Source organism: Paenibacillus sp. FSL P4-0184 (assembly GCF_038004625.1).
Classification (GTDB): Bacteria; Bacillota; Bacilli; order Paenibacillales; family Paenibacillaceae; genus Paenibacillus_AQ.
In genome coordinates this window covers 1,366,547-1,386,656 of record NZ_JBBORN010000002.1, presented here as the reverse complement: position 1 = coordinate 1,386,656, position 20,110 = coordinate 1,366,547, and the positions used below count along the sequence as shown (strand labels likewise).

The following is a 20,110-nucleotide window of genomic DNA, read 5'->3' as shown; positions in this document are numbered from 1 at the left end:
ATTCCTGAATATCATGAGGGGATTTTTGGCTAAAAAGCAGGCTCTGCTTGATGGAGCACATACTTCATTCGATTATTTATTGAAAGTAATCTTCTCCGAACCGTTCTCAAGAATGATCGAAGTTTCTCGCGGCTTTGTTTCCGCGATTTTGCGCCCGGCTCTGAACGAATAAAGTACTCCGGCCTGTTTACGAATGGTCTCATACTCGTTCTCTGCTTCAAGAACGATGAAGTTGGCAGGTTTACCTACTTCAATGCCGTACATATCCTCGATATTCAACGTTCTTGCACTATTTTTCGTAATAAGATCGATTGAATTTACGATTTGATCGTATCCGAGCAACTGAGAAGCATGAATACCCATGTGCAGCACCTGAAGCATGTTGCCTGTGCCAAGCGGATACCATGGATCAAAAATGTCATCGTGACCGAAGCATACATTAAGTCCCGCTTCCAGCAGTTCTTTGACGCGAGTTAATCCTCTTCTTTTCGGATAAGTGTCAAAGCGTCCCTGCAGATGGATGTTAACCAGAGGATTGGAGACGAAATTTAGGTCAGCCATCTTCAGTAATCTAAACAATTTGTACGTATATGCATCATTGTATGACCCCATCGCCGTCGTGTGGCTTGCTGTCGTACGGGAGCCAAGCCCGCGTTCGTAAGCTTCTTTGGCTACAACTTCCAAGAAACGGGATTGCTCGTCATCGATTTCGTCGCAATGGATATCGATCAGACGGTCGTATTTTTCAGCGAGGTCAAACGCAACCTTCATCGAATCAACGCCATATTCTCTTGTGAATTCGAAGTGTGGAATACCACCCACCACGTCAACACCCATTTTCAGCGACTCTTCTAGTAATTCCACGCCGTTCGGGAAGGAGTGAATACCTTCCTGTGGAAAAGCGACAAGCTGGATGTCAATGAACGGTGCCATTTCTTCTTTCACTTCAAGCATCGCTTTTACAGCGGTTAAGCTTGGATCAGTAACGTCTACATGTGTTCGTACATGCTGGATACCCTGCGCGATCTGCCACTTCAATGCAGTTTTGGAACGCATTTTGACGTCTTCATGCGTCAGGAAGGCCTTGCGTTCTGACCAACGCTGGATGCCTTCAAACAGTGTTCCGCTCAAATTCCATTCCGGCTCACCTGCTGTTAACGTTGTATCCAAGTGAATATGAGGTTCAATGAACGGCGGCAGCACAAGTGAGCCGTTAACATCAATTACTTCCTCATTCGCAGTTAGTTCCATTGACTGCGTTATAAGCTCAAACTTCCCATCTTTCACAACAATATTCCATAAACCTTCTTTACCCCGCAATTTTGCGTTCTGTATAATCATTTTTATTCCCCTTTTCTTTGGTTTCTTTCTTAGCAACGATCAGCATTATCACGGTGTATACAACCGCTGTTCCAATCAGTGCATTAAGTGGTGTTATTCCTGGAGCCAGTTGGGCGAAGGCCACGCCGATAACCCAAGCCACCATCGCGATCCAGTTTACATTTTTGAAAGTCATGTCGGCAAATGGTTTATAGTTTCTGCGCTTCACAATAAAATAGTCTGCGATGATGATCGCCCCGATGGACGGTATCGCCGCGCCCAGCACATTCAGGAAACCTACGAAATTGTTGTACATCCACATGGCAAATACGGTACCCACGATGCCGTTAACGATAACGAAGAACTTTTTCGAAATTTTAGTGATATTGGCAAAGCCCAGCCCGGAAGCGTAAAGTGCGTTATCGTTAGTTGTCCAGATGTTCAGCCCCAGTACGATGATCGCAGGAATGAGCAATCCTTGCAAGAACATGACCTCCGAGATATCTGCCAAATTATAAGCCATTGCGCCGACTGCACCGAAGAGGAACATAAGTGAGTTCCCTAGAAAGAACGAAATGACCGTTGCAGTAACCGCCTGCCGGGATGTTCTGGCAAACCGGGCAAAATCGGGCGTCAACGTTCCGCCGCTAATGAATGACCCAATACAAATGGTCAATGCTGCTGCTGCGGTGAGCGACTCTGTTGGTGAGTAATCGAGCAACCCTTGCAGACCACCCAGCGTGTTTACTCCTTCGAACACGGAGTAACCACCGAGAATAGCAATGGCCGGAACTGCTATATAACCCAGAATGACGAGCGACTTCATACCGAAGATGGCTGATGCCGTCATTGCGAGACCAAACACGAAGATCAAAAGGTACACATTCCAGTCCATCGCTCTGGCGACCGGTACCGCGAACATAGCTACACCGACACCGAACCATCCGACCTGTGTGAAGCCAAGGAGGAAAGAAGGAAGGTACGAGCCTTTTTCACCGAACGCATATTTTGCAAGCAAATGCGTGGAAAGACCTGTTTTGGCAGCGATATGTGCCAATGCTCCGGTATAGATGCCGAGTGCCAGATTACCGGCAAGCACGATTCCAATGAACTCCATGAATGTCAAGCTGACCCCTAACGTTCCCCCTGCCAACATGCTTGCGGAAAAGAAAGTGAATGCTAACATGACGGAGAACGTTTTTCCAAAATGATTTCTCTGCGTTTTCGGCACCGCTTGCCACGAAAACTCTTGATCTTGTTTACTCATCAGAATACCCCCAGTATAAAGTGTCCTGATACCAAAAAAGCAGAAACAAAAGAGGCTACTCGTCAGATCAAACTGACAAGTAGCCTCTTTTGTTCATCATAATCCGCGCTAAGACACAGAGCATCCCTTGACGGAATATGCCCTGCTTCTCACGTGATTATAAAAATCCGCTGTCCTTGTCAGCCTCTCTGGACTGAATTAAAGGTACCAGTATTCAATTACATTCTATTATTTTAGAAAAACCTATAGATGTCAATGTCATTAATATCCATTGATTAAAATCCTCTTTTGAATGCTGCGCTTGGAATTTTTATGTGGATGATGTCGACCAAGGCACTTGCTCATTGGACAAAGCCTTATGTGGTACCGGACAACCTCACTCTCGGAGTTCCTCCACTTCCTATCAGGAACGGCCTGATCCACAGTCCAAACGGAGCGGTTATTTAATTTATTCTGGAGGTGAATTCCGTTTCGCTCAGATGTGCCATATCTATTAAACTATTTACTAGTGCCAAGTAACAAATTCACAATCGTATCAAGCTGAAGCTCTAATGAAAAAGGATCCTCCATTACGAATTCATCATGATAATTATCGCCATACAAATAAACTTTGCCATTTTTCACTGCAGGGATGCCCTTCCATATGTTACTTTCCATTGCTTTATTGGTTGCATCCGCATCGCCATTATATACAAAAACATAATCACCTAAATATTCTGGAAGCACTTCAAGTGAAATGGATTCAAACCCCTCTGCCATATTTTTGGCACTTTCTGTTGGAGGTAGCTTCAGCATATTGTATATAGTGGAAGAACCATAATTTCCGCCCTTTGCCGCTAAGACGTACACGGCCTTTTGTGAAAACTGAACAATCGAAACGGTTTCCCCTTCCTTGATAACCCCGGTAAGTTTCGACTTTGCTTCAGCTACTTTCTGTTCATATTCCGTAATCCATTCTTCTGCTTCTTTTTCTTTTCCGAATATTTTGCTTACACTCCTAAATTTATCAAGCGGCCCTGCTGTTTTTAACCCCTCCCAATAAGGCAGAAAAACAGTGGTCCCAATTTTTTCATATTGTTCTATGTTCTCATCGATCGAACCGATAATTAAGTCCGGATCTAGCATCGTTAATTTTTCCAAATTTAAAGGAAAATCCCCTAAATCCTCAATTTTCTCGATCGTTTCTTTGGGTATGTCCGCTTTTTCCATCCAGCCTTCATCCAGCATAAACGTTCTTGCTCCGATGGGTACAATTCCTAATTTCAATAAATGCCCCATATATTGGTCAGCCGCCACTCTTTTCGGCTCTGCTGGTACTTCCACATCTCCCTTAGGCGTTGATACTATTCGAGTGTTCGTACTTTCTTCTGATGTTGCTTGATTTACGGTTCCATTCCCATTACTTTGTTCCTTCGTAGCAGTACCCGTCCCACTTGAGCAAGCACCTAATAATAGAGAACTGCAAAGCAGTAAAGCTGCCGTCGTCTGAGATTTTGTCATTTTAAACATATGTAATTCCCCTTTTTCCGTATTATGATAATGATTATCATTATTAATATACTGTTGAACGATGGGTTCAAAAATAGAGGATGTGGGGAAGTTTAATGGACTTTCAGCAACTTTATGCCGCTGTAACTCTCTTGTTCTAAAATGTGCAGGGGATTCACCTTTTCTTTTCTTGAAAATTCGGCTGAAATAATATACGTCTTTATAACCAACACTTGCTGATATTTCTCCGACCGAAGCATCTGTTGTCATTAAAAGCTCTGTTGCAAGTTCAAGCCGAAACCGAATTAAGTAATCAATCGGACTCATACCTGTGTACTCTTTAAACAAGGATGACAAATGATAAGCACTGAAATTAAATACTTCCGCAAGCGAATCTAATGTAATTGGCTCCGCATAGTACTCCTGAATGTAGGTGATTACTTGGACAGCAACACTGGTCTGTTTCACCTCAGTCTCTTTTCTATGTAATTCTTTTAAAACCTGATGAATGAATTGATAAAAAAGTGATTTTACGTTGAGTCTCTCTTCTTGCTCGTTCCATTTTTGATACATCAATTGCATTTTGTTATAAAGTAAAATGGGTGCATCAGGGGAAAAACAATATTGTGTTTGGAACAGATCCTCCTCTTGCATCCATGCACGGTAATAAATCATATAGTAATCAAAATTCTTGCTTGTCGGAACAATATTAAGGGTCGCTCCTTTCCCGCTATGCAGGACTTGAAATCCTGTAAAAGAAAATTCAGACTGATCTAATTGAACTTGAGCGCTCCCTTGTACCGAAAGTAAAAATATACTGGCAGGAATCTTATATTTATGAAGAATTTCGCCCTGAACCCTTTCAATACGGCGCACATCCAATAACTTGACCGTCGCTTGGTCCCAAAGCAATATTTGATTGCTTTTGTGCATAATGACTACCCCTCCGTTATCTGTCTAATACTCATCATAAATGATAACCATTATCAATAACAGTTGTCTAAAGATTTTAAGTTCTAGACTGAAGAAAACTGCTAAAATGTAGTTAATGTATAATGTAGATATCCCTCATGAACAAAGGAGAACTGAAAATGAGAAAACTCGTTCTATTTCTTCACGCATCGCTTGACGGTTTTGTAGAAGGGCCGAATGGTGAAATGGACATTGGCTGGGTTTCCTACGATGCTGATTTGGAGAATCATGCGAAAGAAATTCTGAGTACTGCCGACACTGTCCTTTGGGGACGTGGGACTTATCAGATGATGCATAGTTACTGGCCATCTGTGCCTTCGAACCCATCAGCTTCGCAGCATGAACGGAATCATGCCGAGTGGATCAAAAAGACAGCTAAAATCGTATTTTCCACGACGCTGGAGAAAGTCGAATGGAATAATTCCAGACTCGTGAAAGAAGATGTCGAGAAAGAGATCAATAACCTCAAACAGCAGCCAGGCAAGGATATGGTTATCCTCGGCAGTCCTAGGTTCGCACACCACCTCATGCAGCTTGATTTAATTGATGAGTATAAAATTACGGTTTCTCCCGTTCTGATCGGTAAGGGATTGCCGTTATTCCAAGGTCTCAAGGAGAAGATCAATCTTAAGCTAATCGAAAACAAGACCTTTGATTCTGGAGCAATAGGCCTCGTTTACCAGACGGTAAGATGACCTTGTCACTTAAGGTGATTATGCTAACGGGGAACGTTATTGGATCGACAACAGCTGCAGTCTAATATTTTATTTTCACCAAACAACAGGCCAAGATATTTATCTAAATAACAACAATCCGATTGCGCCCAGCAGCGTCAATCGGATTGTTGTATAATAAATTATTGTTCAGCCGCCAATTGCAGGAAATGATCTGCTGCCAAACGGACAGCCAGGATACTTGCGCTGTTTAGTGAATTATCAAAGATAAGAACATGATTGTTTTTTACTGCTTCCAGTGAGTTCCACGCTTTTGAAGTTTCCTTCTCCTTGATGGCCGCCTTTGCGATATCCATATCATGCTGGATAATAATATAATCGGGATTCATGCTGTATAGACCCTCCAGAGAAAGTGCCCCGCCCTCCTCGGGATATCCCTTTGGTGGCAACAACCCAAAGCCCACTGTTTGATTGTAGTACATCGTGTTTTTAGAGCCTTGAGCATTAAAATTGGCTTTTCCATCGACCCGTAGCAAGGCAAAGGTCTTATTTTCAAGACTATTTAACTGTTTTTTCGTATTGGCTATCATTTCTTGTGTTTCCTTAATGGCTTGTTCTGCTAACGTCTCTTTCCCAACAATCTGAGCACACAGCATCGTCGTTTTTTCCCAGGTATCGGTGTAGTCAATTAAGATGACAGGTGCAATCTTATTCAACTCATCATAATTGCTATCAACAGAACCCTTGAAGGTTACAATCACATCAGGCTTTGCATCCATGATCATTTCCAGATTCGCATTGCTATTGCCCAAATCAATAATCTCAGCAGTTCCGGCATAAGGTTGTAAAGTAGCGAAATCTTTCATTGCTTCTGCTGCGTTAGTTGATGCGATTGGAGGCGTATCTAGAGCAAAAAAGTAATCCAAATACAAAGGATGAAGAACCGCTATCCGCTCAGGTCGTGTCTTGAGCACCACTCCATTGTCGCTGGCATCTGTAATTGTTCTTGGCCATCCCGCTTCCTCGATCTTGCCGACTTCAGGTGCAGATGTGACTGAAGTTTCGGAACATCCAGCCAGTAATCCTGCTATTATAATTAAGGATGCAATCCATCCAAATAGTCTATTCATTTGGCTCCCCCTTGAGTTGTTATCATTACTATCTGTATAAATGCTTCATTAAATCACGGTTTTTCTGTATGAACAGGTCATTGTGCGAAGACACCATCCCGGTCGAATTTGCCTCCGGCGTGATGTATTGTTTGGCCTGGTTTACTGCATTGGCAGAATCCTGGAACGCTCCCGCTATCAGGTGCAGCTTTCCTTCATGATGCAGAACATCACCTGCCGCATAAATGCCCGGCACGGATGTCCCGCTCATTGCTGATCCTGAAATCCGATGTTCCCACAGATCAATTTTAATTTCACTGTTCACCAGCAGTTCTTTGTCGCGTTCATAGCCGTGATTAATGATGACCTCATCAACGGACAGCTCAAATGCTTCTCCGTTGTCATTGCTTTTTAGCAGTACTGTCCCTATTCTTTCGTGATCCGGTGTGGCAATCAATTTTTCGATTGAAGTATTTAACAAGCACACTACGCCATTGTTCGCCAAGCGTGAAATATCGGCTTCATGCCCCTTTAAGTTCTCTTTCCGGTACGTTAAATACACCTTCTTGGCAATCGGGGCCAGTTCGTTCGCCCAGTCAACAGCAGAATGTCCGCCACCCGATATTAGAATAGTCTTCTCTTTGAAGCGGGCAAGTGACTTCACCGTATAATGCAAATTTGTGATTTCAAATCTTTCGGCACCCTCGATTTCAAGCTTGATCGGCTTCAGAATGCCTCCTCCAATGGCCAATATTACAGTTCTAGTGAAATGCTTCCGGTTTGCGGCCGTGTGCAATATAAAGTAACCTGCTTCATCTTTCGAGATGGATGTGACCTTTTCATTAAAAGCAACCTCCGGCTGGAACGTCATCCCTTGCGCAACCATTTGTTCAATAAGCTGCGAGCCAAGAATAGGTTGTAAGCCTCCCACATCCCATATCATCTTTTCCGGATAGACATGCACCTTGCCGCCAAGTACAGGCTGAAATTCAATGATTTTGGTCTTCATTTCGCGGAGTCCACTATAAAATGCAGCAAATAATCCGGCCGGACCGCCGCCAATAATCGTAACGTAACATCAAACATTTCCTCTTCATGCATCATTCAATCGCCTCAACTCTCTTTTTTTATATCCCTAGATGCTCACGAAAAGTGCACCCCGTATATTCACTTCGAAACAAGCCTCTCTCAACCAGCTTCGGTACCAGCTTCTCAAAAAACAGTTCCATAGATTGTTCTGAACCGCCCGGCAAGGCGATGAAGCCATCCATAGCCCCCGCTTCAAACCGCTCAATTATATCGTTCAGTACATCCTCGACTGTCCCGACAGATACCCAATGAGCAGATCCGACAACCTCCGGCCTGTCCAGGATCTCTTTCACTGTAGGCTGGTTTTTGATAATATACCGCCGCAATAGTTCAGCATGTGTCCGACTGCGGACGGCCTGATTTGGATCAGGTAACATATCGGCAGTTACGCGCCTATCTATGGAATAATCAGTTAAATCAAGACCTAACACCGATTTAAGCGAAGCATGTCTGCGCTCAAGACTTAAATTCGCATGTGCGGTCTTATGTAATTCAAGCGCTTCTTCGCGCGTATCAGCCAGAAAAAAATATAAGCCCGGCAAAACTCTGATGGCATCCGGATCACGTCCCTGCTCTGCCGCTCTTTTTCTCAGATCATTTCTTAGCTCCACTCCTGATTCGATATCCGGCATTGCTGCAAAAATAGCATCTGCAACGGAAGAAGCGAAATTCCGTCCAATATCCGAAGCGCCGGCTTGAAATAGCGGTGGCGTTCCTGACTTGTGAGCAGGCAAAGTAAGCGGTCCTTTTACACTGAAAAATTCCCCGGAATGATTTATAGCAGTTACTTTATCCTTATCCGAGAACATACCCGACTGACGATCGATAACAATCGCTTCATTCGGAAAACTCTCCCACAGCTTGCTTACGACATCCGTGAACTCTTTTGCCTTGGCATATCTCTCTTCCGGTGAAGGCATAGGTGACTCGCTGAAATTATCGGCGCCTTCAATAGAAGTGACAATATTCCAGCCGGCACGTCCATTGCTCAGCCAGTGTAAAGACTGAAGCTGTCTTGCTACAACATAAGGCGGATTAAAAGTGGTAGAAATCGTCGTCACCAGTCCGATCCGCTCGGTTTCACGGGCTATCGCTGCAAAAAACAATGCAGGGTCCGGGCTGCCGAAATTAGAGGAATCCCCTAACATCTGTGGGCTAACATACAGATAATCAGCCCTGAAAAGAAAATCGAGCTTAGAATTCTCCGCCATTTTTGCCAAATCAATATAATATTCGATAGACCCCATCTTTTCGACTCCGCTATCCGGGTGCCGCCAGCCGTCTCCTTTCATCCAGGTTGCATTTAAGGACAACCCAATACATAATTGTCTTTTTCCTGTCATATCTACCAGCCTTTCATTTATAAATCAATTTACTGATAATGATTCTCAGTTACAAGGGTGAGTTTATCAAAAATTTAAATAAATTCAAATGTACAAATCTCAAATTCTACATGCATCATTATTTAATCTAAATAAAAAAGTCTGCACTTCTGGTTCATCACCAGTAGCTGCAGACTTAATTCAAGTATAAGAAACTCGATATGTATATTATCTAATTATCTATAGGCAGAGGGAGAAACACCGAATTTCTTTTTAAATAATCGGCTGAAATACAGCGGATTGTCATAACCGACACGGTCCGCAATCTCGTGGATAGGAAAATTGCCTGCTTTGAGTAAGTCACAGGCTCGTTCCATACGATAATTAACGACATAGTCAATTGGACGCAGCCCCGTGTATTTGTGAAAGAAGTAAGAGAAGCGGTTCGTACTCATTGCATGCCGTTCCGCTAAATCACCGAGTGTAAGTGAATTCATATAATGTAGTTTAATGTATGCAAGGGCTTCGTCTACCATCCTTTGATTCGGTGAACTGTCGTTCTCTCTGGAACTACAAGCAATCAGAACCTGATGCATTAGGCTTAAGAACAGCTCTTTGATACGCAGCTTTCCAATTTCTCCGGATAGATGGGTATTCTGATGAAGCATGATTAGTAATTCAATAATTTTTAGATTGGCTCCTGGCTCCAGCTTGAAATGAGAGTCAAATTCGGTAGTACAATTCATTTCTTCTGGCATATCCAATTTATAAAAAAGGGAGTAATACTCAAGCTCTGATTGTCCTATAACCTGCGAATCCATTTGCATGCCTGGAGCCGCATGAAAAACTGACCCTGGCCGTAATTCATATACGGTTCCATTCACACGTATTCTGGCTCCCCCGCGAATGATAAACAGAAATCCATGCTTAACGGTGGTAAATTCACTTAATAAACTTTTGGGCTGGATGACTAATCTGCTTCTATCTTCTATATCATAGACACCATTAGTAAATGCCTTTGCTAATTTGTCCAAATTTATCAATGTTCTGCACCTGCTTCTGTTAAAATCAGATCCCATTCTGATATTTATTTAAAATAGTATAGACAAAAGCGTGCGAAATTGCTAGAAGTGTAGTAGATATTCTACTGTACATTGCACTCAAGAAGATGCTCAGGAGATTTTGGTTGAAAATATGCCGTCTTCATTACAATCAATTTGAAGAAGTTCATCCTGTAAAATCCAAACATCAGTGTTTTCAACAAAGAAATGAAATCCGCCAATGGATTGAACCCATGCGGGATCGATCGGTGTAGCACTTGCATTAATTCCAACAGTGAAGGCATCTGAGCCTCCACCGGAATATTTTGCATAAATTCTTACATATTGGCCCTCTTCCAAACCCCATTCATTCTTAAATGAATCCAATGCTTTTTCGGATACTGCAAATGATATCATTCCTCTTCTCTCCTTTCTGCTGTTTAATCACATTTTTTTATTTCGCCACGATAATTGGCCATTCTGAAACTGGCTCCGCATCCACATGAAGCTTTTGCATTAGGGTTATTCATAGTGAATCCGCCTACCATTCCACTCTCTTCATAGTCAATTTCAAGACCGTCAATATATGGGATACTATTCGGGTGAACCAATATACTAAAATCCTTTTTATTTAATACAATGTCCTCTTCTGCCTGCTGTTCATCTACGATTAGGGTGTAGGATAATCCACTGCATCCCCCTTCATCAACACCCACTCTAAGAAATGGATTTCGGATATTCGCACTTAATAAGATTTCGGCGATTTTTTCTGATGCCTTCTCACTGACCTCGATGATCATTGTGAACTCCTCCTTCGTTTATTTGTTTTTCAAACCTAAAGATTGGATACCCGTTCCTATCTTGGTATACGTATTGCCTGATGTTGCGGCAGCGATCAGCCCAATGATAATCAAAAGAAGTGTGATAGTGAACGGTACTGCAGGTGCTCTTCTATCTATGATTCGACCGACGACTAGAGTCCCGATAATCTACGCAAGCAGATACGTACTTAATATCCAGCCAAACATGTTAAGGCCGTTCAAATCTACAGCACTTGAAGGGGCAATGGTGGTTATCCAATGCCATCACTGACAGAATAATACCTATGGATAGTACAAAATAACGTGGGCTGAAAATGCTTTGATGATTAGACGGCATGAAATGTGACTTCCAAGAAAATTGGTATGTATATATCGTATCCGGACACTTAGTAAACATTTTTGTTTATAATGTCTAAGCTACAGTTCAGCTTTGACTTTGTCAACATTTTTGTTTAAAATGTAGTCTGTGATATAGATTTAGTTGCTTCAAAAGGAGGTGCACCTTGAGCCAAAATCATACCAAAAAGGATGTCTCAACCAAGACCCGAAGAGCGATCATTGATCTGTTAAAGCAGCAAGGGGGAATGGATGTTATGGCACTCTCCTCCCAGTTTTCGCTATCTGGAATGGCTATTCGTCAACATTTGAATGATCTGAAAGAAGAAGGGCTGGTTACTAATAAAGAAGAGTCCCGTCCCATGGGGCGACCCACCAAGCTATGGATCTTAACACCTGCGGCCGATCGATTTTTTCCAAGCGGATATTCGGATTTATCCATCAGTTTGATCAATTCCATGAAAGAAGCTTTCGGAAATGAGGGGCTGGACAAGCTGCTGGCTGTTCGAAATAAGAATATGCAAGAACAATATCTTCAGCATCTTGGTGATACAGCAGACGTTAGAGTGAAGCTGGAGAAACTGGCCGAGATTCGAACAAATGAAGGTTATATGGCCGAGGTTAAGGAGCAGGATGATGGCAGTCTTTTATTCATTGAGAAACATTGCCCGATCTGTGAAGCTGCTGCTGTATGTACCGGGTTATGCAAGAATGAGTTACATCTATTTAAAACTGTTCTAGGAAATAATGTTCATATTGAACGGGGGGAGTATATTTTAGCGGGAGGAAGAAACTGTGTATATACGGTTAGGCAAAATAAGCTGCTGTTTTAGCGACTTTTAAAGGGACTATGTTCTTGTCCCTCGATCTTAAAACCAGCGGTGCGACGGATGAAAGAACCAGCCGCCTATGAGATTTATGGGAAGTATCTCATTTTTTCAGATTATCGAATACACTACCCTAATGTCCCAGGAATAAGGTGTATAATCAGCAATCACGCCCCTCAGATACAAACCCCAAAATCAGCCTCTTCCTTACCGGAAGAAAGCTGATTTACTGGAAATTTCTAAAGATAAGGGTTCCTTGTTAACCCTGCTGCCGGTATGCGTTCTTCTGCTGCTGCCCCGCTGTTGCCTTCTTTTTTCTGCAGTACAATCGTGAATTCACCTATGCCCGGAACGTAGATACGTGCTACAGAATGCTCTTTGTCCATGCTCGATAACAGAATCATGATTTCTTCTGCCGATGTTATTTCCATCGTATAATTCACCCCCTGCGGTAAGATGAAGAACAGAATTTAGAGTGTACTAAATTCTTTGTCCTTGCCTCCTACGGATTGACACCGATTGAGAACGGACGTGCACCTACAGGAATAACACTAATCACCGCCTGGGTAACCCCATCAATGACCGATACCGTGTTATCATCCTGATTGGTGATATAGATGCGGTTAGTCAATGGATTAACTCCTGCACCATTAGGGTTATTCCCGACCGGAATGGTAGTAATCACCGTATTCGTTAATCCGCCAATCACCGACACATTGTCGTCATCCCGGTTTGGCACATAGATGGCATTGGTTGATATGTTCACTCCCAATTCAGCCGGAGTCGTTCCTACAGGCAAGTTAGTTATCACGGTATTGGTGGCTCCATCAATGACTGAAACGGTGTTACTGGTGAAGTTCGAGACATAAATCCGGTTCGTTAAGGGATCAACACCGACCCGGAACGGGTTAACCTGAACGGGAATCTGTGTAATAACCATATTCGTAGCCCCGTCAATGACGGTAACAATATCCGAGTTGAAATCAGCTACATAAATAGTATTGGTTAAGGAATTCACGCCGATCCCCGTTGGAAAAGGAGAACCGCCGGCGGGAATAATGGTAGTCACGACAGTGTTGGTTAATCCGTCAATGACAGTAACAGTATTATCATTAAAGTTGGCAACATAGATAGCATTGGTAGAGGTATTGACCGCGACTGCACCTGCTCCATCCCCGGCAGGAACGGTGGCCAGCACCGTATTGGTCGCTCCGTCGATAACGGATACGTTGTCGCTGTTCAAATTAGCAACATAAATACGATTGGTTAACGGGTTTATGGCTACTCCCGCAGGATTCACGCCTACAGGGATGACTACTATCACCGCACCTGTTACTCCGTTGATCACAGAAACATCATTGCTATTGAAATTGGAAACATAAATGCGGTTAACGGAGCCTGTGGCTCCCCTATTTTCAGCTCCCAGCAGTTCGGATGAGACAAGACGGTGGGCGGTAACCAGCTCCCCGGCTGAGTTTTTGCCCCACACGGAGATTTCCGTTTGCAATTCAGCGAGACCTTCCGTTGTAAAGACAAACTCAAAGGCATCCAGATTGGCAAAGTAATTTCTTGTGATCACCTCGTCTGGAGAAGCCGTAATAAGCTCGCTTACATACAAAGTCCTTGTGAGGGTTAAATTGTACCCTTGGATCAGAATAGCGGACTGATTCAGTGCATCCCGGTTATCGATCTTGACCGTCACTTGCTCAGTAGGCCTTAAACCGCTCACAGTACCATTATCAATAGGTCCTGATGATAAAATTGCCATTCTAACGAATCCTCCCTTAATTCCCATAATTAAAGATTTAAAAAACTACCAGTCTCTCTTTAACGTATGTAAGAACTATAGTTGGGATTGGACTATGCTATAGCTAGAATTTAATTTCAGCAAAATTGATCTGTTTTCCCATGGAAGAAAACTACCAGAGGATTATTTTGACTTTGTTTATTCGATTTATGCTATAAGCTGGACAACCGACCTTTAGCCGGAGTGCTTCTTACCTTAAAAAAAGATGGATCATTTATTTACAGATGGTCTCACCCTATACACAAATGTGTTTATACAGAAAATGAAATGCTAGTTTTTAAAAATTGTTATTTCGATGAATCTTGGTTTTCAGTATCTCTTGATGAAAGTACGCTAACATTATCGGATCCATGTATCATTGAGCAAATGATTGAGCAATCTGATGATAACTTATGCAGTCGCGGGACGATAAAAGCGATTTTTTTAAAAAAAAGCAAAAATGCTTCCTGTAACTTCTGTAATTAAAGCAAGAAAACGCTAGTATCCGATACCTATTCAAACAACACCTTACAACGTAATAATTATTAAATAAGCCGATCCAGAAAAGGATCGGCTTATTTAATAGATTTTTTAAGATCAATCTTGTCTGTTCTCAACAGATTTCATGCGGTTTTGATCGTCAGGCACTCGATCATTACTGAATTCCTGGCCTGCTTCTACTTCACCATGACCGGAAGCACTTCGGGCAAAATTTGTGAACTGCCTTTTCTGCTCATCTAGCTTGTGTTTACTCTTAAGAAGCTCCTGCGGATCCTGATTTGTCATAATGCTATCCTCCCAAAATGGAATCATGCAGTTTATTCGCACTACAGAAGTTTTCCATAATAGAGCGGAGCTTATGCAAGAATTTCAAATACTTTATTCAAAACAAGGTATTCTAAAACAATGATCCCAACGCAAAGAATAATAAAAAACTGAAGTCTTGCCGTATTCATTCTATCCTTCCAATACTCTCCTCGGAATAATGAAACGATGTTAGGTGTAAAAGTATGTCTAATCGTATCGTTATAATCATCATTATCCACAAAGAACACGCGAAACAATACTTTATATACTGGAATATTTAAGAACAGTAGAAAAATGATCATCACAAGATCGAGACTCAATTTACTCGCCTCCCAAGATTCACTTATCCTAATTTTACCACATAAATAACTGTAGACATTGGAGGTCGATGATAATTATATAATCGTTCTATTCAAAAAAGCCCTTCCTTATAAAGGAAGGGCACTCATCGCTAATCTCCTTTGTCTACCATACTTCCATCATTTTAGCAGTCAAGTTTGCAGAAGATTGCTTATCTCGTTCAAGTTTTCAGAGAAACCAACGAATACCTTGTCTTGAATGACAATGGTCGGTACGATCTGCTTGCCTGTCAGCTCCAGCACTTCCTTCGCATAATTCACATCTTCTTCGCAGTTGAAATCGATGTAGGGGAATTTGATGCTCATTAAAGTAGCGCTTGGCAAATCGGCAATCGCTGCAAGTTGGAATCGTGTAAATTTTAATCGGTGTTTTCGAATCGATTTTCAGCATAAATGTTCGCTCCTTTACGCGTTAATTTGTTTTAACTGCTCGATTTAATTCGGTCCACAACATGCTAAACTTTCTTTCCCTTTCGCCTGCTCCTTGTATAAATCGATCGCGTGGATACGACAGGAACAAATCATAACTATCTTGGTAAGCAGATTCGGCGTAAAGCGACTTACCCCGACTTGAATAGCAGATGATACCGCCAGCATCGTCTTTTATCCCATGATCATTCGCCTTACCTCACATCAACGACGAATGGTACGGTGAACACTTCCCCGTTATGCTGAAATTGTCCCCATAATTTATACATCCCGCTTTGCGGAAAAGAAGTCGCGAATTTCGCATCCGGTCCCGTAGCTTTCTCATCGATTGGATGAACATGAAGATATTGATTCGCATCTTTTGATAGAATCACAACATGGCCGACCGCTCCTAAATAAGGCTGCAGGTTATCAATCCCCTTCTTCGTCTTCGCATCGCGAATGTTGAAGGTCAATGTCACTTCTTCGTTTGGTTTCGTACCACTCAAGGCCAGTTCAATTTCCTTGCCACCCACTACTTTCACCAGTTTCCCTTCGGGCGTAATCGCGGCATGTTTGCTTTCCTTGCCTTCCACCTTCAACCACTCGCTAAGCGTGGAATTGGCACCGCCAGTAGGAATAAAGTCCGCAAACACCTTGTACTCACCTCCAGCCGGGAACGAAGTGTTCACTGTAAATGTGCCGTCTCCCTTAAACTCGGGATGAATGTGGTTAAAGAATGACAAATCGTGATTGACGATGATGAGATGAAGCAATTTCTCGTGATTGATATCATACTTATTGACCGTTTTCCCGTCCTTATCCGTAATTTGAATAGTCAATTCCGTTTCTTCGTTTGCTTTTGCGGTGCCTGTGGGGAAGGTAAACGATACGTTAAGATCCTCCAATGAAGGCTTCGCAGCTGCGCCGTGATTGCCGTGGCTGCCTCCGTGCTCCATGTCTCCCGCCTCCTCTTTCTCATTTCCTGTATGCTTCTCGGCGATTTCTTGCCCGCTGCTTGCTGTATGCCCGGCATGGTTATTTCCGTTTGCTGACTTCTTGTCCTCCGCTTTACCACATGCAGCCAATACGCTAAAAGCGACTACCGCAGCAGCGACGAGGAGTATCTTCTTCTTCATGGTTATTGCAACTCCGTTTCAATCTAAATTCGAAGATGCAGAGCGCATCTTGACACGCTGCAGCCGCAAAGCCTCCCCTTACCCTATAATAATGATGGCATAAAAGCCGTATCATTACTGAAAGCGGTCCGACCTTTATTTCATCAGTTTATTGATCGTCTTCATGAATTCCGTTAATACTTCCGTATCCCCTACTTGAATCCGTTCGATGACACAACTTTTCATATGACATTCAAGTACTAGCTTCCCGACATCATTCAATGATGCTTGCACCGAAGAGATCTGATTCAACATATCGTCACAGTAAATATCTTTCTCAATCATGCCTTTAATGCCACGGACCTGTCCTTCGATTCGATTCAATCGGTTGAGCAGATCGCTATTGGCTTGATCGGAATGATGGCTCTTGCGCTTATCCTCTCCAGGTGAGCAAAAGCCCTGATCTTGCTGTATCACTTGTTCAAAGAGTATCGATTCTTTGCTCATCGGAATCCCCTTTTCTTTTAAAATACTCCACACCCCTATATACATAAAATATAAGTTTGTTAATTCGATGGAGTCCTGTCAACTCCGTTGATTAGGCACTGGAGCTCGATTCATTGGTTACATAGCTACCTTGTCACTTGCTTCACCCTGCTTAGGTGAACGGATAAATAGAAACGCTAGCACAGCACCTGCAAGAGCGACGATACCGGACCACATAAAAGCTTGTTGAAAGCCTTCGTTTAGCACGGAGACCGGGTCAATACCGGTTTGGGAAGCAGTTGTTGAACCCGCAATCGCAACCATGATGGCCAAACTGATAGCTGACCCAATCTGGTAGCTCGTATTGGCGAGACCCGATGCAAGCCCTGCTTCTTCGGGTTTAGCCCCCGACATGGCGGACATCGTAGCCGGAATATAGGCAAGTGACATGCCAAGTGCACCAAGCAAGGAAGCTGGAAGCACGTTAACGATAAAGTTCCCATCAACCGGCGTATTGCTAGCGAACAGAAGCATCGAACCCCCGAGTGCAATCAATCCAATGACCAAGTTTGCTTTTATTCCGAATTTTCCGATTAATTTACCGGTAATCAAAATCATGAAGATAGTAATTAGGACCGTCATCGGCAGTAAGCCGACTCCGCCGGCGAAAGCAGAAAACTTTAGCACCTGCTGCATATAGAGATTGAGGAAATACCACAGCGGAATCCAACTCCCAGCCAGCATAATGAGCGCGATATTGCCTGCAGCCAGATTGGGTGTTTTAAAAATCTTCAGTGGAACAAGCGGTTCTTTTTTAGTTGCCTGAACGATCAGGAACAGGATAAATAACACGATTCCTGAAATAAGCGTCCACAACGTGGATGGCGCTCCCCATCCATTGTGTTCTGCAGTAACAATGCCATATACCACCAAAACCAAAGCCGCTGTGACGAAGATGGAGCCAATGACGTCAATGCTGCCTTTTCTTCGCATTCCCTTGGCTAAAAGTCCAGGCGACAGGAGTAATGCAATAATGCCAACGGGTACATTGATGAGGAAGGTCCATTGCCAGCTGAGCCACTCGGTAATGACCCCGCCAAGAAACACGCCGGCTGAACCGCCAGCAGCAGCTGATGCGCCCCAGAAGCCTAATGCTTTCCCTAGTTCTTTGGGGTTGCCACCGAAGAGCATCATAACAATCGTTAACGCGGATGGGGCTATTAACGCGGAACCAAATCCTTGTAGGGCGCGACCAACATTAAGTGCTTCCTCGTTCCAAGCGAGTCCTGCCAGCAAGGAAGCTAACGTTAGAATGGAAAATCCCCACATGAATATGCGGCGCTGACCAAATAGATCGGACAATCGACCACCAAGTAACAATAATCCGCCAAAGAAAATGACATACGCATTAAACACCCACTGTAAACTTGCCTGCGTATAGCCGAGCGCTTCTTTGATGGCTGGCAGTGCAACGCCGATAATGGATGTGTCCATGATCACCATGAAATTGGCAAGACATAGTAAGGCCAGCGCCATCCAGCGTTTGGGATCGGCTTGCGGTAAAGTCTGTGCTTGATTATTCATAATTTTCTTCCTCCTCCTTTTGTAACCAATAATTAAAATTTTTAATACCAACGCAGTAATACTATACCCCCCTACCCTATAATGTCAAGTGTGGATTTTCGTATTCTCCTCAGTTCCAGAAGACGATTCATGGTTTTGCCTTCAACCATAAGAAAATTGAAATCAACTTTCCTTATCCACGTCATTACGATTTAGGCGTTTTATTGTCTCTATCCCTCTACCTCATTAAGAGAAAGACTGGAATAAATCTCTGTTCCTCTTATTTTTCACAGAAGCGATTAACTATAATTACATATAAAAATATGAGAGATGCTTTATGAGTAATGAGGAATCGCCAGGGGTAGCTTGTTGTTTAGAACGGCATATAAAAAAGCTGTCTCTGTGGGCAGCCTTTTTCTTAATATATCGTTATTTGCGAACGTAGGAATGAACTTCTCAAGCCTTCTTGTATTGGTAATATAGTGCCTTTTTGGAAAAAAAGGCGTATCCCAAACTGGGACACCCCTCTTTAAGCTTAGCTTAACGTTTCACCCTTCGAGCAAAATCCACGAACTGAAATTTATCCAGTCGATGCCTTGACTCGGTATATTGGAAAAGCACCGTGTTCTCCAAATAAACATAGTTTCGTACTACTACAATATGCGTGTAACTCTTCAAATCAAGCAGTCTATGATCCTCCTCTGTAGAAGGTTCAACGGATATAAGCTTTTTCGCATAACTGATTTTAAGCCCCAACTCCTGCTCCAGATATTCATAGAGTGAGCCTTCCGCGATTTCCTCACTTAGGAATGGAACAATATCCGCTCGGAAATAATCCTTATCCAAAATGATCCGATCACCTTCAATCTCTCTGGCACGAATAACTTTCCAAACCAGGGTTTCAGGCGGAATCTGGAGATGTCTGGCAAGCGTGGAGCCTGCCGGCTCATTTATCGTCCGCTCTACCAGTGTCCGTGAGGCAGTACCCAGTGTATCGGCCATCTCTTTAAATGAAATCAGACCGGTAACGGGGAAATCCATTCTCGTCATATCAAGCACAAAGGAGCCTCTGCCCTTAATTTTGTGAATGTATCCTTCACGGAACAGCAGGTTCAGCGCTTTGCGAACGGTCTCTCGTGAAGTGCTGTAAGCTTCAGCAAGTTCACTTTCAGAGGGCAGTTTGGTTCCCGGTACCAGTTGTCCAGAAAGAATTTGGTTGCTGAACTCATTATAAATTTGCAAATATTTATTTTCTCTCAATTTTGATCACCGCCCTTTATTGTATCACGTCATGCCTTTAGAAGCATCGATTCAATTG

At 43.0% G+C, this 20,110-nt stretch carries 20 protein-coding genes and 1 pseudogene; 3 read left to right on the top strand and 18 right to left on the bottom strand.

The genetic code is table 11. From position 1 onward, the window contains the following. Positions 1-72: 72 nt before the first annotated feature. From MKY52_RS28050 to MKY52_RS28040, 3 genes are all read right to left on the bottom strand, one after another. Complete coding sequence (locus MKY52_RS28050) at positions 73-1,341, bottom strand: cytosine deaminase (RefSeq protein ID WP_341055060.1); 1,269 nt, start codon at positions 1,339-1,341, stop codon at positions 73-75. Continuing rightward, positions 1,310-2,587, bottom strand: a complete 1,278-nt coding sequence (gene codB, locus MKY52_RS28045; RefSeq protein ID WP_341055057.1) for a cytosine permease — start codon at positions 2,585-2,587, stop codon at positions 1,310-1,312. The genes MKY52_RS28050 and codB overlap by 32 nt, the downstream gene beginning before the upstream one ends. 498 nt (positions 2,588-3,085) lie before the next feature. Further along, positions 3,086-5,008, bottom strand: a complete 1,923-nt coding sequence (locus MKY52_RS28040) for an AraC family transcriptional regulator (protein ID WP_341055055.1) — start codon at positions 5,006-5,008, stop codon at positions 3,086-3,088. A 158-nt stretch (positions 5,009-5,166) separates the two neighbouring features. Between MKY52_RS28040 and MKY52_RS28035 the strand changes: the two genes are divergently transcribed. Then, positions 5,167-5,742 (top strand): dihydrofolate reductase family protein, encoded by a 576-nt coding sequence (locus MKY52_RS28035; protein WP_341055053.1) that lies wholly within the window; start codon positions 5,167-5,169, stop codon positions 5,740-5,742. Positions 5,743-5,903: 161 nt separating this feature from the next. Here the strand turns inward: MKY52_RS28035 and MKY52_RS28030 are convergent, their stop codons facing one another. From MKY52_RS28030 to MKY52_RS28005, 6 genes are all read right to left on the bottom strand, one after another. Beyond that, complete coding sequence (locus MKY52_RS28030; protein WP_076299808.1) at positions 5,904-6,851, bottom strand: ABC transporter substrate-binding protein; 948 nt, start codon at positions 6,849-6,851, stop codon at positions 5,904-5,906. Between the two features lie 28 nt (positions 6,852-6,879). After that, positions 6,880-7,896 carry an NAD(P)/FAD-dependent oxidoreductase gene (locus MKY52_RS28025; protein WP_445671049.1) on the bottom strand — a complete coding sequence of 339 codons (1,017 nt, stop codon included), beginning with the start codon at positions 7,894-7,896 and terminating at the stop codon, positions 6,880-6,882. Positions 7,897-7,957: 61 nt separating this feature from the next. Further along, positions 7,958-9,262 (bottom strand): NtaA/DmoA family FMN-dependent monooxygenase, encoded by a 1,305-nt coding sequence (locus tag MKY52_RS28020; RefSeq protein WP_341055051.1) that lies wholly within the window; start codon positions 9,260-9,262, stop codon positions 7,958-7,960. A gap of 215 nt (positions 9,263-9,477) precedes the next feature. Beyond that, positions 9,478-10,284, bottom strand: coding sequence for a helix-turn-helix domain-containing protein (locus tag MKY52_RS28015; RefSeq protein ID WP_341055050.1), 807 nt, complete (start codon positions 10,282-10,284; stop codon positions 9,478-9,480). A 129-nt stretch (positions 10,285-10,413) separates the two neighbouring features. Further along, on the bottom strand, positions 10,414-10,698 hold the full coding sequence (locus MKY52_RS28010; RefSeq protein WP_341055048.1) for a HesB/YadR/YfhF family protein: 285 nt from the start codon (positions 10,696-10,698) through the stop codon (positions 10,414-10,416). A gap of 23 nt (positions 10,699-10,721) precedes the next feature. Then, positions 10,722-11,081, bottom strand: coding sequence for a HesB/IscA family protein (locus tag MKY52_RS28005; protein WP_445671036.1), 360 nt, complete (start codon positions 11,079-11,081; stop codon positions 10,722-10,724). Between the two features lie 524 nt (positions 11,082-11,605). Here MKY52_RS28005 and MKY52_RS28000 point away from each other — a divergent pair. Next, positions 11,606-12,271 (top strand): helix-turn-helix transcriptional regulator, encoded by a 666-nt coding sequence (locus tag MKY52_RS28000; RefSeq protein WP_341055045.1) that lies wholly within the window; start codon positions 11,606-11,608, stop codon positions 12,269-12,271. A 233-nt stretch (positions 12,272-12,504) separates the two neighbouring features. Here the strand turns inward: MKY52_RS28000 and MKY52_RS27995 are convergent, their stop codons facing one another. Beyond that, on the bottom strand, positions 12,505-12,696 hold the full coding sequence (locus MKY52_RS27995; protein WP_149645696.1) for a hypothetical protein: 192 nt from the start codon (positions 12,694-12,696) through the stop codon (positions 12,505-12,507). Positions 12,697-12,767: 71 nt separating this feature from the next. After that, complete coding sequence (locus MKY52_RS27990; protein WP_341055043.1) at positions 12,768-14,033, bottom strand: YncE family protein; 1,266 nt, start codon at positions 14,031-14,033, stop codon at positions 12,768-12,770. 113 nt (positions 14,034-14,146) lie between these two features. On the opposite strand from MKY52_RS27990, the pseudogene MKY52_RS30445 reads away from it, so the two are divergent. After that, positions 14,147-14,553, top strand: a pseudogene (locus tag MKY52_RS30445) (class I SAM-dependent methyltransferase); the annotation flags it as partial. Positions 14,554-14,648: 95 nt separating this feature from the next. Here the strand turns inward: MKY52_RS30445 and MKY52_RS27985 are convergent. The 7 genes from MKY52_RS27985 to treR form a co-directional block, all read right to left on the bottom strand. Continuing rightward, positions 14,649-14,837, bottom strand: a complete 189-nt coding sequence (locus tag MKY52_RS27985) for a hypothetical protein (protein WP_042188410.1) — start codon at positions 14,835-14,837, stop codon at positions 14,649-14,651. A gap of 71 nt (positions 14,838-14,908) precedes the next feature. Then, positions 14,909-15,178 carry a hypothetical protein gene (locus tag MKY52_RS27980; RefSeq protein ID WP_341055041.1) on the bottom strand — a complete coding sequence of 90 codons (270 nt, stop codon included), beginning with the start codon at positions 15,176-15,178 and terminating at the stop codon, positions 14,909-14,911. 171 nt (positions 15,179-15,349) lie between these two features. Next, positions 15,350-15,523, bottom strand: a complete 174-nt coding sequence (locus MKY52_RS27975) for a glutaredoxin family protein (protein ID WP_341055039.1) — start codon at positions 15,521-15,523, stop codon at positions 15,350-15,352. A 317-nt stretch (positions 15,524-15,840) separates the two neighbouring features. Further along, positions 15,841-16,764 (bottom strand): hypothetical protein, encoded by a 924-nt coding sequence (locus MKY52_RS27970; protein WP_341055037.1) that lies wholly within the window; start codon positions 16,762-16,764, stop codon positions 15,841-15,843. Between the two features lie 135 nt (positions 16,765-16,899). Continuing rightward, positions 16,900-17,250: a metal-sensitive transcriptional regulator gene (locus MKY52_RS27965; RefSeq protein WP_341055035.1), complete on the bottom strand. Its 351-nt coding sequence runs from the start codon at positions 17,248-17,250 to the stop codon at positions 16,900-16,902. Positions 17,251-17,367: 117 nt separating this feature from the next. Next, a complete protein-coding gene (locus tag MKY52_RS27960) occupies positions 17,368-18,813 on the bottom strand; it encodes an MFS transporter (RefSeq protein ID WP_341055034.1) in 1,446 nt (481 codons plus the stop codon). 519 nt (positions 18,814-19,332) lie between these two features. After that, positions 19,333-20,052: a trehalose operon repressor gene (treR, locus tag MKY52_RS27955; protein ID WP_341055032.1), complete on the bottom strand. Its 720-nt coding sequence runs from the start codon at positions 20,050-20,052 to the stop codon at positions 19,333-19,335. Positions 20,053-20,110 lie beyond the last annotated feature (58 nt).